The following is a 13,493-nucleotide window of genomic DNA, read 5'->3' on the forward strand; positions in this document are numbered from 1 at the left end:
CATCCGCCTAAAACCGCCTGGGGATCAAGCGTGACGCTGCGTTGTGGCCTGGTTGTGGCCGTGTTGGCCGCCGCGGCAACGCTGCAGCCCATGGCGGCCATCTCCCGACCAACTGGTGCAGCTGCTCCGTCTGCACCGCCATCAAGCACGGGTGGTTCCATGGTGCTCACCCTCAGGCGTTCCACCGAGAGCGTTGAGCTGGTGATCGAAGGCACGGGGGCAGCCCCGGTGTTGCAACAGAGCCGCGATGGACAGCGTTGGCGTGGTGATCTGCAGATTGGTGCCCCGGCAGCGCTGCGTGTGGGGCCACAGCGCATCACGCTGCCTGAAGCCGGCTTGCAGAGCGTGAGTCTGGCCGGATCAGGCCGGGACTATCAGCTTGAGGTGGTGCCGATGCCCGGTGCGCCGCTGAGTCGGCCGGTGGTCAGTGCCGATGGCCGCAATCTGATCATTCGTTTTTCAACGCCGACCCAACCCACGGATCAGTCAGCTCGGTTGAATCTGCGGCAACCCGGCGCTGTTCCTCAGCCCTCCTATGCACCACCGCTTCAGCCCCGGGCGGTGGCACCACCGCTTGGGGATATGGCGGTGGGAACGATGGTGCTCTCCAACCGCAGTTTTCTGAAGCTGGATGGCCCACCGGTCACGATGACGCTGCGGAATGCACCACCCAAAGATGCCCTGATGGCGCTGGCGCAACTGGGGGGATATGGCTTCGTTTACGTGGCAGATGATGCCTCGTCTACGCGGGCCAGTGCTGCTGGCCAGCCGTCAACGGCATCGACGCCTGAGGCATTGGTGTCGTTGGCGTTTCGCGGTGAATCGTATGCACGGGCAGTGAATTCAGTCTTGCTGGCTGCAGGCTTGCAGGGCAGGCTCGAGGGTCGGATGTTGATGGTTGGCCCCTCTGTGTTGGGCAAAACGTTTGGTGCACAACTTTCGAAGGTGTATCGGCTGAATCAGGTCTCCGCTGACTCGGCAGCTAACTATCTGGCCAGCTTGGGAGCGCGGATCACCAAAGTCACCTCGATCACCAATGTTGTGACGTCGGGTCAGTCACTGTCTAATCAGGTTGCAGGTGCGGAGCAAATCCAGCAGAGCAAGCAGGAAACCATCACATCGACTGAAACCTATGGGTCTGCATCGGGTCCGTTGCTGGGTTTGATTGGTACGACCGACTCTCGGCTTCAGACAGTGACCTTGGTTGGTGATGGACAGCTGGTGAGTATCGCAGAGAACTATTTGCGTCAGATCGATCTTCGCCAGCGGCAGGTTGCTTTGACCGTGCGGATCCTGGATGTCACGCTGAAAAATGATACCGACATCAAGAATAGCTTTGCTTTTAGGAATGGAAATAATTTCATCGTTAGCCAGGAGGGGCAAATGGTTGGAGCCTTTAACAGCCGGCTCCCTCCTATCTCGGCGGACCCGTTGATCCCTGGCCCTGTCAATCCTGGCGAGAACTATGCATCCAACAATTTCTACGATCTGGTTCGTGCGCAGATTCAGTCTGAAAATACCAAGGTTTTGGCGAGTCCTACGCTGATTCTGAGTGAAAATTCGGAGCCGATCCAGGGAGGAGCCGCCGTTGCTGCGGCAGCGGGTGAGGGCGGTAATGCCGTGCTCAATACGGCATCGATTGGACGTCCGTTTGCCAATGAATCATTTGTGACTGTTGGCACCCAGGTGATTACGGATTACACAGTTCAGGCTGGGCAGAATGGTGCCCCTAATACCTGCCAGCCTGAGTTTGGTACGGCTGGGCTCACATTTGGCGCCAAGGTGTCCAAAATTGATGACAATGGATTTGTAACCTTTGCCTTGTCGCCGGCTGTTTCGGCGGTGGCTGATACGCCCCAGCAGATTCAGGGCTGTGGCAGCGTCAGTATTTTGCGTGTGCGTCGCCTGGATACGGGATCTGTGCGTGTTCGTGATGGGCAAACGCTGATTCTCACCGGTGTGATTTCGGATGAAGATCGGCAGGCTGTCACCAAGTGGCCGATTCTTGGTGACCTGCCTTTTGTGGGACAGTTTTTTAGGTCCTCGTCGAATACGCGCTCCAAAAACGAGCTGGTGATTTTGGTTACGCCAAGAATCGTTGACGATGTTCAAGGTGGTGCCTTTGGTTATGGTTATCAGGCGACCACTCAGGATGCGCGCCAGTTCATCGGTGCACCTGCGCCTGCGTTTTAGAAGGGGATCGGAAGCATCGTTTTTGCTGCGAGTGGGGCGAGCATTTGAAAGGCGGTGATTGCTGCACCCACCAGTTGTGAGCCTGCTCCATTGCCTCCTTTAGGTCGAGGGGCAGGTTCAAGTAGCAGGGTGGCGGCTTTGTTGAGCGCTTCAGCCTGTTCTGTGTCACCCATCGAGGCGTAAAGCGAGGCTGCGTAGCGGAGGTCGCGAGCGGCCATGGGCACATGGCCTTGTTCGGCTCTGCTCAGGCCTCGTGCAACCCAGCTGATCGCTGCATCGGGCATGCGTTGAATGGCACTGCTAAACCAATGCTCTGCATCAGGGTGGCGCCCTGCTTGAGTAGCCCTGATTCCCGCGTTGTGCAGTTCTGCGTAGCTGTGGGCTGATAGGGAAATTCCCTTCGTTTGTTGCCAGTGGCTTCGGCTCAGGGCCCCGCTGTCCAGTTGGGCACCGCTGAGATCGGCATGACGCAGATCGGTTCCGATCAGCCTGGCTCCGCGAAGATCAGCGCCGCGTAGTGATGCACCTGAAAGGCTGGTGAAGCTGAGATCAGCCTGTTGAAGATTGGCACCATCCAGCCTTGCTCCGCTGAGATTGGCCCGTTGAAGCTTGGCTCCCTGCAGCCGGGAATCTCTCAGGTCGGCGTGAACCAGATCCGCATCTTGCAGGTCGCAACCTTCACATCTTCTCTGCTCCAGTGTGCGGATCACAGCTGTTGCCTCCGCGGCGCCCACCGGCAGGGCGTTCAGGGTCGCGGCAAACGCCAAGGCACGGGCCAGCAAGCCGAGCTGTGGCATTCGCGGCGGGGAGGAGCTCAGCTGTTTTAACGGTTGCTTGGCGTGGCGTCGATCAGGCTGGTGGTCGTGTGTGCTGGTGTGGTGTGCCCGAAGCCCACGGTGGCAATGTTGAGGATGCAGCGCGCCGCTTGGGCTGTCGGCCCGACCAGCTGCTGGATGCCAGTGCATCACTGGCCCCCTTCCGTCTGCCTTGGGGAGCTCGCGCGAGGCGTCTAACTGCCCCGTTCAATGCCTATCCAGATCGCCGATTGGCAGGCCTCACCGGTTGCATCGGTGCAGTGCATCGATTGCCAGCGGCGTATGTGCTGCCCGGGAACGGGGCCGCTGAACTCTTCACCTGGGTGGCCCGCGATGCGGCAGCAGCGGGATCATCCTTGCTGCCTCAACCCGGCTTTGCCGACTATCAGCGGGCTCTGGCGTGCTGGAGCGGTTCCACGGTTGCGTTGCCGTTGCCGCTGAACTGGGGAAGTCCGGGGCCTGCTCCCTTCCCTGCCGTGTCATGTCATGCAGAGGTTGCCTGGATCACCAACCCCCACAACCCCACCGGTCAGCTGTGGAGTCGCGCTTCGCTTGAGCCCCTGTTGCAGCGCTGTGCCCTAGTGATTTGCGACGAAGCCTTTCTACCCCTGGTGCCCGGTGGCGAGGCGCAGTCCCTGATCCCTCTGGTGGAGGTCTACCCCAACCTTGTGGTGATCCGCAGCCTCACCAAGCTGTATGGCATCGCTGGGCTGCGGTTGGGCTACGCCGTGGCCCAGCCTGAGCGGTTGCAGCGCTGGGCGCGATGGCGCGATCCCTGGCCCGTGAATGCCATGGCAGCGGCGGTGGCTCAGGCGTTGCTCCGCAGCCCCGCGCGTCATTCGGCCTGGATGCGCCGTGTTCAGCGCTGGACGGCGGAGGAGGGTGCTTGGCTGACGCAACAGATCGCTGATCTGCCCGGCCTTGTGCCGATGCCTTCGGCGGCGAACTATCTGTTGATCCGTGGTGAGTGTGCTGGGGTGCCGTGCTCGCTTCAGCCCTTGCGGGAGGCCTTGGAAACGCGCCATCGCATCCTGTTGCGCGATTGCCGCTCGTTTGAAGGGCTGGATGACTCCTGGTTGCGCATCGGCTATCAAAACCGACGCGGCAATCGGCGCATCATTCATGCGATGCGCCAGGAGCTTCCTCAGGCGCTCAACTCCAGCAACACCCCCGCCAGCAACTGATCGGCATCGCGCACCGCCAGCCGCTCCATCCCGGCCCGCAGCTGCAGCAGCGGATCCATAGCCGGATCGCAGCCCCGCAGCCGCGGACCGAGCAGCCGCCAGATCGCCTGCCCCAGGGCGGGGTGATCTGGCGGGTGTTGCCACACGATCACGGCGGCGCCAAAGGCTGCGGCGGCACCGGCATTGGCGTCTTGGTGTTTGTCGGCCGCTTGGGGGAAGGGCACCAGGATTGTGGGGCTGCCGCACACCGCCAGTTCGCTGAGGCTGCCGGCGCCGGCGCGGCTGATCACTAAGTCGGCGTGTTGAAGCAGGCCTGGCACCTCATCGCTGAAGCGGCGCTCGCCGTAGGCGGGGTGCTGCAGCTGGCCGCTGTCGGGATCGTTGCTGCCGCTGAGGTGCACCACCCGGCAGCCTGCAGCGAGCAATTGGGGCAGCAGCGGCCGCACCATGCGGTTGAGCCCCACGGCCCCCTGGCTGCCGCCCATCACCACCAGCAACGGCCCGGATCCTGCGGGCATCCAGGCGGGCAGCGGCGCTGGTTCCAAAAACTCCCGTCGCACGGGGGTGCCCGTCACCCGGGGCTGGCAGCCGGGTAGGCGTTCGGCGGCCTGGGGCAACCCCACGGCTACGCGGCTGCAGAGCTTGCCGAGCAGGCGCGTGACCCGGCCGGGCACGCCGTTGGATTCGTGCAGCACCACGGGCACGCCGCACCAGCGGGCCGCCAGGATCGCTGGTGCGGCGATGTAGCCGCCGGTGCTGAACACCACGCGGATCCCCTCGCGGCGGATCAGCTGGCGCACGCTCCAGCTGGCCCCGAGCAAGCGCAAGAGGTTGAGCAGTTTCTGCAGGCCGCGCCCTTGCAGGCCGCCGGCGTTCACGGTGTGGAGCGGGATGTCGGCGGGCACCAGTTCGGTTTCGAGCCGGTTGGGCACCCCCAGCCACTGGAGTTGCCAATCGGCCGGCAGGGCCCGGGCCACCGCCAAAGCCGGAAACACATGTCCGCCGGTGCCGCTGGCCGCGATCAACAGGCGGGACATGGGCGCGGCGGGAAGGCGCGCCTAACTTAAGGGCCGTGTGTTGGTTGAGTTCCAGTGCTGTTGCGCCCTCTCCTGCCGGCTGCCCTTGCCCTGGCCGGCCTGGTGACGGCCGCACCGCTGCGGGCGGCCCCCAGCCTGCAGGCGCTGCAGGAGGCCCTCAACAGCAGCTCCCCTGAGGTGCTCACCACGGTGCTCGAGCCCGGCAAGGGCCTCGACCCCGACGAAGTGGCAAATCGCCGACTCCTGCTGCGCGAGCAGTTCCCCGATGCCAGCTGGACTGTGCAACCCGGTGCTCCGCTGAAAGATGGACGCGCCACCACGCAGATCAACGTGGCGGGCAGCCGCGAGGAAGGGGCTTACCGCTTCCGCTTTGAGGCGCAGCAGCAGCTGGTGCTCGGCGCCAGCGGCGATCGCTTCAACAGCCAGGAGGTGATTCGGGAGAGCTCGATCCTGCGCAGCGGTGACAGCGACCTCAAGGTGAGCCTGTTGATCCCCGATGCCGTGCTCACCGGCCAGCGCTACGACGTTGATGTGGTGTTCGATGAACCCCTCGACGGCGCGGTGGTGGCCGGTGCGCTCCAGCCGGTCTCCGCTGCCGACCTCCTTCGAATGCGCACTCCCGACCTGCAGCTCGAAGCCCTGGGCGGTGGCGGCATCTTCAAGAGTGCCCAGGCGCCTTATCAGCCCGGTACCCAGACCTGGGCTGTGCTCCTGGTGCACCCCAAGGGCATCGTGGCCGCCAGCAAGCAGGTGAAGGTGGTGGCCGATCGGGCCGCGCTCAGCTTCTGAACCAGCGGGCCAGGGCCGACACATCGAGATCGCCGTGGCCGCTGGCGAGCAGGGCGTCTTCCATGGCGGCCACCTGTTCGGTGACGGGCAACTCCAGCTGCTGGGCCGCGGCGGCCTCCAGGGCAATGCCCAGATCCTTGCGGTGCAGCGCCAGCTTGAACCCCAGCGGGTAGTGATCGTTGATCATCCGCTCGCTGCGGTGCTCGAGGGCCCAGGAGCCGGCGGCACCGCCCTTGAGGGCCTCCACCACCTGCTCACGGTTGAGCCCCAGCCGCTCCGCCAGGATCAGGGCTTCGGCCACCGCGGCGTAGCTGCCGGCCACCAGCACCTGGTTCACCGCCTTGGCCTCCTGGCCGGCGCCCACCGGGCCGAAGTGGGTGATCGAGCTGCCGAGCACCTGCAGCAAGGGGCGGGCCCGCTCCAGTTGGTCGGTTTCGCCCCCCACCAGCACCGAAAGCGTGCCGGCCTTGGCGCCTTCTGTGCCACCGGTGACCGGGGCATCGAGGTAGTGAATCTGCTTCTCAGCCAAGGCGGCAGCGAGGCGGCGGCTGGTGGCGGGGGCGATGGTGGAGCAGTCGATCACCAGGGAGCCTGGGCTCAGGCCGTGCAGCGCCGCATCGCGTAAATCCGTACAGTCTGTACAGAAATCGAGCAGTGCGGCCTTTGCGGCGCGATCGTCGCTCACGCACAGCAGCAGCACCTCGGCGTTGCGCGCTGCCTCCGCCGGGCTGGCCGCCACGTGGGCACCGGCCTCCTTGAGGGGTGCGCAGCGGCTAGCGGTGCGGTTGAACACGGTGAGTGCGTACCCGGCTTGCAGCAGGTTGAGGGCCATCGGTGTGCCAAGTGCCCCCAGCCCGATCCAGGCCAGGCGCAGGTGAGATGGATCGGCGTTCAAGGCTGGGCAGGGGCGGAGAGTTGGCGGCGCTGCTCGGCCAGGCCCTGCAGCTCCTGCCGATCCACACTGCCATCACCGTTGCGATCGGCCTTGCCGAAGTGGCGCAGCAGCCAGCTGTAGGCCTCCGCTTCGCGCCGGTCGATGCGGCCATCGCCATTGCGATCGGCCTGGCTGAAGAAGCGTGTTGCCCGTTCACCCCGAGGCGTCTGGGCCGGCATCAGATCCGTTGGGGTGAGGTAGCCGCGCCGGCGGCTGTCCAGCCGCTCGAAGTGCCGTTCCAGATAGGGCTGGCCTTGCACCTCCTGACGCTGCAACCGCTGATCGCTATTGCGATCGAGCTGCCGGAACAGTTGCTGCATCCGCTGCTGATAGCTCTGCTGCTCGGCCGGGGTCTGCCCCCAGGCGGCACCGGACGTGCCCAGGCTGATGCCTAGAACAATCGCCAGGATGGGAAGGCGGCAGCGTCGCATGGCTCCAGGCTATGGAGCGGGCCCGGATGGGAGGCAGCTGGCACCCCGCCAACCTGTGACCAGATCTGTCTGGTGCGGTTGCAGCGCCGTGATCTCCATACAGTCGAGCCAGCCTCGCTGAACCCGTCCATGGTTGTTGCGCAGCGCAGCTCCCAGGCGCGCATCTGGGTGGTCGACGACGACCCCGAACAGCGGCGACTGCTCGGCACCTATCTCATCGATCAGGGTTACGACGTGCGCTGCCTCAGTAGTGGCGAGCAGCTGGTGGCCCGGCTGGAGGGTCAACGCCCTGATCTGGTGGTGCTTGATGTGATGCTCCCCGGCGATGACGGCCTCACCCTGCTGCGCCGTCTGCGCGATGGCGGCGACGATCTGCCCGTGGTGATGCTCACCGCCCGCGGTGATGGTGTGGATCGCATTATTGGCCTGGAACAAGGGGCCGATGACTATCTCGGCAAGCCCTTCCTGCCCCGCGAACTCACCGCCCGCATCGAGGCGGTGCTGCGCCGCCGTGTCGCCCTGCCTGCAGGGACACCCCTGGCTGAAGGCCGCCTGGTGGAATTCGGCGATGCCCGCTTGGATCTGGCGGCCCGCAGCCTCGAACGGGCCGGTGAGCCGGTGGTGATCACCAGCGGTGAATTCAGCCTGTTGGCGGCCTTTGTGCAGCACCCCCACCGGCCCCTCTCGCGTGAGCGGCTGATTGAGTTGGCCCGCGGCCCAGGCTCCGATACCGATAGCCGCAGCATGGATGTGCAGGTGTCGCGGGTGCGCAAGCTGGTGGAGCCCGATCCCGCTCGGCCCCGCTACCTGCAGACGGTCTGGGGCTACGGCTATGTGTTTGTGCCCGATGGCCAGCCCCGCAGCCGTTAGGTACGCCCTGGTGGGGGCCGGCGTGTCGGCCCTGAGCCTGGCGCTGCTGCAGACCCTGCTAGCCCAGCGGCTGGAGCGGGCCCAGATCATCCAGCTCGGCCCTGAGGTGGCGTTCAACCTGCGGCTGGGCGAGCTGGCCCTTGATCGCCTGCCACCGGCGGCTCTCTCCCGCCTCAGTGGCTTGCCGCTGCGGGTGGGGGCCAACCCTCCCTTGAGTCGCGACGGTCGTCTGCAGCGCCAGGCCCGCCAGCTGCAGCAGGAGCTCTGCCGTGAAATCAAGCCCTGCCCGCCTGTGCTGCCGTCGGCGGGTGAGCGACCAGGGGTGTGGGTGGAGCTGCTGTCTCCGCTCGAGCCGGTGTGGTTGTTTACACCACTTGATGTGGCCAGCGGCAGGGCGCCTGATCCGCTGTTGCTCGCGCTGGCGCTGCTCGCGGGCAGCATCTCCAGTTCGCTGCTCTACCTGTGGTGGGAGGTGCAGCGGCCGCTGCAGCAGCTGGAGCAGGCCCTGGCGCAGGTGGGCAACCACGATCCAGCCGCGGTGCCCCTGCCCGCGGCCGGCTCCGGTGCGGTGCGGCGGCTCACGGCACGGTTCAAGGCGATGGTGCAGCGGCTGGCCGCCAACGACCGCGAGCGCGCCACCATGCTTGCCGGCATTGCCCACGATCTGAAAAGCCCTCTCACCCGGCTGCGGTTGCGGCTGGCGGGACAGAGCGAGCAGCAGCGGGCCGAGGCTGATCTCGATGCCCTCGAGCGCATCACGGGTCAGTTTCTGCTGTTCGCCGGTGGTGGTGATGCGGAACCGGCGGTGTCGCTCCCCCTGGATCAGTGGCTGGCGGAGCTCAGCGCACCGATCGAGCCGGATCAGCTGCAGCTGGATCTCGAGCCCCTGCAGGCCTGCGTGCAGCCCATCGCCCTCGGCCGGGCTGTGAGCAACCTCATCGACAACGCCTTCAGCCACGGCCGTCCGCCCCTGCGCCTGGTGCTCCGCTCTGAGCAGGGGAATGGCTTTCGTATTGAGGTCTGGGACCAGGGCCCCGGCGTCAGCGCTGAAGCCTGGCCCCAGGCCCTGCAGCCGTTTCTGCGGCTCGATCGCGCCCGCGGCGGTAGTGGCCACTGCGGTTTGGGCCTGGCGATTGCGGCGCGGGTGGCGGCAAGTCATGGCGGCCAGCTGGAGTGCCGCCGTAGTGAGCTGGGGTTTGCCGTGGTGCTGCGCGGCCGCTCAGTTGCATCTGGTCATAGCTGTGTCGCCAGCGGAAGCATGTAAATGGCTTTGCCTTCCGCAGGATGGGTGGGCTTTGTTTCGTTGCCCCATGGCCCATCGCATGCTTCGTTCCCGTGCCGCCCTTGCCCTGGCTGGTGTGCTGCTGCTCGGAGCTGGATCCAGCTTGAGCAAACCCCAGAAAGCTGACGCAAGCAGCCCGCTGATGGATGCCCTCGGCCGCCTCAGCCCCTCCCAGCGCATGGACTACATCCAGGGCCTGCGCGGCATCGAGGAGGCCCGCAGCAGCGAGCGCCTCCAGCACCTCGATCAGGCCCAGGCCTGCCTGGCCAAGGCCTCCAACCCCACGGCCGTGAAGGGTTGTTGGCAGGGGTTCACGAGCGCTAGCCAGAAGTCGCGTGCTGAACAGGTTCAGCAACAGCAAGCTCTGGCCCAGCGCCTTGGCCTGCCAGCGGGCGACAGGAAGAAGAAATAACGACGATCAGGCTTCGTCGAGGGCGGCCACACCGGGCAGCACCTTGCCTTCCAGCAGCTCGAGGCTGGCGCCGCCGCCGGTGGAGATGTGCGACATCTTGTCGGCCAGGCCAGCCTTCTCCACAGCCGCCACGGAGTCACCGCCGCCGATGATCGTGCAGCAGCCCTTGCCGCTGAGGTCGGCCAGGGTGGTGGCGATGGCGTTGGTGCCGGCGGCGAAGGCGTCGAACTCGAACACGCCCATGGGGCCGTTCCAGATCACGGTCTTGCAGTCGGCCAGGGCGTCCTGGAACACCTTCACGGAATCAGGGCCGATGTCGAGACCCATCCAGCCGTCGGGGATGGCATCCACCTTGGCGACCTGGCTGTTGGCGTCGGGGGCGAAGTTGTCGGCCAGCACCACATCGGTGGGCAGCAGGAACTGCACGCCCTTGGCAGCAGCCTTGGCCTCGAGCGCCTTGGCGAGCTCGAGCTTGTCGTCTTCCACCAGGCTCTTGCCGACGGCCAGTCCGCGGGCCTTGTAGAAGGTGAAGATCATGCCGCCGCCGACAAGGATCTTGTCGCACTTGTCGAGCAGAGCCTCGAGCACGCCGATCTTGGAGCTCACCTTGGAGCCGCCCACGATCGCAGCCAGGGGGCGCTTGGGCTCATCGATAGCGCCCTGCAGGTACTGCAGCTCCTTCTCCATCAGGTGGCCGGCCACGCTGGGGCTCAGGTATTGGGTCACACCCTCGGTGGAGGCGTGGGCGCGGTGGGCGGCGCCGAAGGCGTCGTTCACGTACACGTCAGCCAGGGCTGCCAGCTGCTTGGCGAAGTCGCCCTCGTTCTTCTCTTCCTCAGCGAAGAAGCGCACGTTTTCGAGCAGCACCACGTCGCCTTCGGCCATGGCAGCCACCTTGGCTTCGGCATCGGGGCCGATGCAGCTGTCGGTCTTCACCACGCTCTTGCCCAGCAGCTCGCCCAGGCGCGCAGCCACAGGGGTGAGGCGCATGCTCTCGTTCACCTGACCCTTGGGACGGCCGAAGTGGGCCGAGAGGATCACCTTGGCGCCCTTGCCGCTGAGGTCGTTGATGGTGGGCAGGGCAGCGCGGATGCGGGTGTCATCGGTGATGGCGCCGGCATCGTTGAGGGGCACGTTGAAGTCGACCCGAACCAGCACGCGCTTGCCGCGCAGTTCATCAGCGGAGAGGCTGGCCAGGGAGCGCTTCGCCATGGGGGAGAGCTAGTGGAAAGGTCGGGCGAATTTAGCGGGCCGGTCAAGGGGGGAACCACAACGTTGGGATTCCTGGTGCTCAGCCGTTCTGGCGCTAAACAAAGAGAGCACCGGCCAGTCGGCCATGTTCGAGACCGTTCTCTTCCCGATCGATCGCAGCCGTCAGGCTGCGGAAACTGCTGCCACGGCCCTCAAACTCGCCCAGCAGCACCAGAGCACGTTGGTGCTGCTCTCGGTGGTGGAACCCGAGCAGGACGATCCGGTGGCGGTGGCCGAGCTGCTCGAGCAAGCCCGCAGCCGCTTCCAGGAGCAGGGGGTGAGCTGTGAGGTGATCGAGCGGGAGGGCAAACCAGCCTTCGTGATTTGCGACGTGGCCGATGAGATCAATGCCGATGTGATCGTGATGGGCACGCGAGGGCTCACGCTGGAGGCTGACGAAGCGCCCAGCACCGCCTCGCGTGTGATCCAGCTGGCGCCCTGCCCTGTGTTGGTGGTTCCGTGAGTGAGTTGCTGAGTTCCGCCGCACCGGCTATCCAGTGGTATCCGGGGCACATCGCCAAGGCGGAGCGCTCACTCACCGGCAACCTCGCCAAGGTGGATTTGGTGATCGAGGTGCGCGATGCGCGGATCCCCACTGCCACCGGCCATCCGCGCCTGCAGCGCTGGATCTCGGGCAAGCAGCACCTGCTGGTGCTCAACCGGCGCGACATGATCCCAAGAGTGGCGCAAGACGCCTGGGATGCCTGGTTCCGCAGCCAGGGGCAGACCCCCTGGTGGAGCGATGCCAGGGCCGGCACAGGCGTGAAGCAGCTGCAGCAGGCGGCGATCCGCGCCGGTGATGCGCTGAATGAACGCCGCCGCTCGCGCGGCATGTTGCCCCGTCCGGTGCGGGCCCTGATGCTCGGCTTCCCGAACGTGGGCAAGTCGGCCCTGATCAACCGCCTCGTGCGTCAAAAGGTGGTGGACAGCGCCCGCCGCGCCGGCGTGACCCGCAGCCTGCGCTGGGTGCGTCTGGGGCAGGACTTGGACCTCCTGGATGCCCCCGGCGTGCTGCCTCCCCGTCTCGATGACCAGCTTGCGGCGCTGCGGCTCGCTCTGTGTGACGACATCGGCCAGGCCGCCTACGACGGTGAGGCCGTGGCGATGGCCTTTGTGCAGATGCTGGCGGGCTTGGAGGGCGTAGCAGCCTCTGGCGTGAAGCCCGGCTTGCTCGAGAGCCGCTACGGGGTGCCGGTGCCAGATGCCCACGGTTGGCTTGAAGCGGCCGCTGCTCGCCACACCAGCGGCGATAGGGCGCGTATGGCGCAGCGTTTTCTCGACGATTTCCGCCGCGGCACGCTGGGCCCTCTGGCCCTGGAATTGCCGTGAGCGGATTCGGCGAAGGCGAAGGGGAGCTGCTCACCCTCACCTACCCCAAGCCGCTGCCGATGCGGCTGGATCGCTGGCTGGTGGCCCAGCGGCCAGAGCAGAGCCGTGCCCGCATCCAGAAGTTCATCGAGGCGGGGTATGTGCGGGTGAATGGCGTCACAGGCCGCGCCAAAACTCCCCTGCGCCACAGCGACACGGTGGAGCTCTGGATGCCGCCGCCGGAGCCTCTTCCTTATTTGATCCCCCAGGAGATCCCCCTGGATGTGCTGTTTGAAGACGAGCACTTGATCGTGCTCAACAAACCGGCCGGCCTCACGGTGCACCCGGCCCCGGGCAACAAAGACGGCACCCTGGTGAACGGCCTGCTGCACCACTGCCCCGACCTGCCGGGCATCAGCGGCAAGCTGCGCCCCGGCATCGTGCACCGCCTGGATAAGGACACCACCGGCTGCATCGTGGTGGCCAAGAGCCAGGAAGCGCTGGTGAAACTGCAGGTGCAGATCCAAAAGCGCATCGCCTCGCGGGAGTACTTGGCGGTGGTGCACGGTGTGCCTGCTGCAGAACACGGCACGATCGTGGGGGCGATCGGCCGTCATCCCGCCGACCGCAAGAAATACGCCGTGGTGCACGACGACAGCGGCCGCCATGCCTGCACCCACTGGACCCTGCTGGAGCGTCTCGGCGACTACTCACTGATGCGCTTCAAGCTCGATACCGGCCGCACCCATCAGATCCGCGTGCATTGCGCCCATATCGGTCACCCGATCGTGGGTGATCCGGTGTATTCACGCTGCCGCAAGTTGCCGATGGTGCTGCCCGGGCAGGCCCTGCATGCGTTCCAGTTGGGGCTCGATCACCCGATCAACCGTGAGCGGATGCTGTTTGAAGCACCGCTTCCGGAGGTGTTCGACAAGTTGCTGGCCGTTCTGCGTCGCCGCACCCAGACTGGGGCTTCCTTCCCTCCCG

General features: G+C 65.7%; 13 protein-coding genes and 1 pseudogene. 9 read left to right on the plus strand and 5 right to left on the minus strand.

The features are described 5' to 3' along the window. The first annotated feature begins 60 nt into the window (after positions 1-60). Positions 61-2,193 (plus strand): type II secretion system protein GspD, encoded by a 2,133-nt coding sequence (locus KJJ24_RS12895; protein ID WP_371811740.1) that lies wholly within the window; start codon positions 61-63, stop codon positions 2,191-2,193. Here KJJ24_RS12895 and KJJ24_RS12900 read toward each other — a convergent pair. Continuing rightward, on the minus strand, positions 2,190-2,990 hold the full coding sequence (locus KJJ24_RS12900; protein WP_214339315.1) for a pentapeptide repeat-containing protein: 801 nt from the start codon (positions 2,988-2,990) through the stop codon (positions 2,190-2,192). The two genes, KJJ24_RS12895 and KJJ24_RS12900, sit on opposite strands and share 4 nt — an antisense overlap. A gap of 83 nt (positions 2,991-3,073) precedes the next feature. Between KJJ24_RS12900 and KJJ24_RS12905 the strand changes: the two genes are divergently transcribed. Continuing rightward, on the plus strand, positions 3,074-4,192 hold the full coding sequence (locus KJJ24_RS12905) for a histidinol-phosphate transaminase (RefSeq protein ID WP_214339317.1): 1,119 nt from the start codon (positions 3,074-3,076) through the stop codon (positions 4,190-4,192). On the opposite strand, the gene KJJ24_RS12910 is transcribed toward KJJ24_RS12905, so the two are convergent. After that, positions 4,153-5,229 carry a glycosyltransferase gene (locus KJJ24_RS12910; protein ID WP_214339319.1) on the minus strand — a complete coding sequence of 359 codons (1,077 nt, stop codon included), beginning with the start codon at positions 5,227-5,229 and terminating at the stop codon, positions 4,153-4,155. The two genes, KJJ24_RS12905 and KJJ24_RS12910, sit on opposite strands and share 40 nt — an antisense overlap. Positions 5,230-5,283: 54 nt before the next feature. Here KJJ24_RS12910 and KJJ24_RS12915 point away from each other — a divergent pair, with 54 nt between their 5' ends. Further along, positions 5,284-6,018, plus strand: coding sequence for a hypothetical protein (locus KJJ24_RS12915; protein ID WP_214339321.1), 735 nt, complete (start codon positions 5,284-5,286; stop codon positions 6,016-6,018). On the opposite strand, the gene KJJ24_RS12920 is transcribed toward KJJ24_RS12915, so the two are convergent. Further along, positions 6,008-6,850, minus strand: a complete 843-nt coding sequence (locus tag KJJ24_RS12920) for an NAD(P)-binding domain-containing protein (RefSeq protein ID WP_250545031.1) — start codon at positions 6,848-6,850, stop codon at positions 6,008-6,010. The genes KJJ24_RS12915 and KJJ24_RS12920 overlap by 11 nt on opposite strands. A gap of 59 nt (positions 6,851-6,909) precedes the next feature. Beyond that, on the minus strand, positions 6,910-7,383 hold the full coding sequence (locus KJJ24_RS12925) for an EF-hand domain-containing protein (RefSeq protein WP_214339323.1): 474 nt from the start codon (positions 7,381-7,383) through the stop codon (positions 6,910-6,912). Between the two features lie 129 nt (positions 7,384-7,512). On the opposite strand from KJJ24_RS12925, the gene KJJ24_RS12930 reads away from it, so the two are divergent. The 3 genes from KJJ24_RS12930 to KJJ24_RS12940 are packed head-to-tail and all read left to right on the plus strand — an operon-like array spanning position 7,513 to position 9,947. Next, complete coding sequence (locus tag KJJ24_RS12930; RefSeq protein ID WP_214339325.1) at positions 7,513-8,253, plus strand: response regulator; 741 nt, start codon at positions 7,513-7,515, stop codon at positions 8,251-8,253. Beyond that, on the plus strand, positions 8,231-9,517 hold the full coding sequence (locus tag KJJ24_RS12935; protein WP_214339327.1) for an ATP-binding protein: 1,287 nt from the start codon (positions 8,231-8,233) through the stop codon (positions 9,515-9,517). The genes KJJ24_RS12930 and KJJ24_RS12935 overlap by 23 nt, the downstream gene beginning before the upstream one ends. A 58-nt stretch (positions 9,518-9,575) precedes the next feature. Beyond that, complete coding sequence (locus KJJ24_RS12940) at positions 9,576-9,947, plus strand: hypothetical protein (RefSeq protein ID WP_214339328.1); 372 nt, start codon at positions 9,576-9,578, stop codon at positions 9,945-9,947. 6 nt (positions 9,948-9,953) lie between these two features. Here the strand turns inward: KJJ24_RS12940 and pgk are convergent, their stop codons facing one another. Further along, complete coding sequence (gene pgk / locus KJJ24_RS12945) at positions 9,954-11,159, minus strand: phosphoglycerate kinase (RefSeq protein WP_214339329.1); 1,206 nt, start codon at positions 11,157-11,159, stop codon at positions 9,954-9,956. A gap of 124 nt (positions 11,160-11,283) precedes the next feature. Here pgk and KJJ24_RS12950 point away from each other — a divergent pair, with 124 nt between their 5' ends. From KJJ24_RS12950 to KJJ24_RS12960, 3 genes and pseudogenes are all read left to right on the plus strand, one after another. Next, on the plus strand, positions 11,284-11,661 hold the full coding sequence (locus KJJ24_RS12950; protein ID WP_214339330.1) for a universal stress protein: 378 nt from the start codon (positions 11,284-11,286) through the stop codon (positions 11,659-11,661). Further along, entirely contained in the window at positions 11,658-12,527 is an 870-nt protein-coding gene (gene ylqF / locus KJJ24_RS12955) for a ribosome biogenesis GTPase YlqF (protein WP_250544788.1), read from the plus strand. The genes KJJ24_RS12950 and ylqF overlap by 4 nt, the downstream gene beginning before the upstream one ends. Continuing rightward, positions 12,524-13,477, plus strand: a pseudogene (locus KJJ24_RS12960) (RluA family pseudouridine synthase); the annotation flags it as partial. The gene ylqF and the pseudogene KJJ24_RS12960, both read left to right, overlap by 4 nt. Positions 13,478-13,493: the final 16 nt, after the last annotated feature.

Source organism: Synechococcus sp. LA31, from assembly GCF_018502385.1.
GTDB lineage: Bacteria > Cyanobacteriota > Cyanobacteriia > PCC-6307 > Cyanobiaceae > Vulcanococcus.

Coding starts and splice junctions, on each gene's coding strand:
- KJJ24_RS12950 (WP_214339330.1), top strand. CDS start 11,284: ATGTTCGAGACCGTTCTCTTCCCGATCGATCGCAGCCGTCAGGCTGCG.
- KJJ24_RS12940 (WP_214339328.1), top strand. CDS start 9,576: ATGCTTCGTTCCCGTGCCGCCCTTGCCCTGGCTGGTGTGCTGCTGCTC.
- KJJ24_RS12910 (WP_214339319.1), bottom strand. CDS start 5,229: ATGTCCCGCCTGTTGATCGCGGCCAGCGGCACCGGCGGACATGTGTTT.
- KJJ24_RS12900 (WP_214339315.1), bottom strand. CDS start 2,990: ATGCCACAGCTCGGCTTGCTGGCCCGTGCCTTGGCGTTTGCCGCGACC.
- KJJ24_RS12930 (WP_214339325.1), top strand. CDS start 7,513: ATGGTTGTTGCGCAGCGCAGCTCCCAGGCGCGCATCTGGGTGGTCGAC.
- KJJ24_RS12935 (WP_214339327.1), top strand. CDS start 8,231: ATGGCCAGCCCCGCAGCCGTTAGGTACGCCCTGGTGGGGGCCGGCGTG.
- pgk (WP_214339329.1), bottom strand. CDS start 11,159: ATGGCGAAGCGCTCCCTGGCCAGCCTCTCCGCTGATGAACTGCGCGGC.
- KJJ24_RS12925 (WP_214339323.1), bottom strand. CDS start 7,383: ATGCGACGCTGCCGCCTTCCCATCCTGGCGATTGTTCTAGGCATCAGC.
- KJJ24_RS12920 (WP_250545031.1), bottom strand. CDS start 6,850: ATGGCCCTCAACCTGCTGCAAGCCGGGTACGCACTCACCGTGTTCAAC.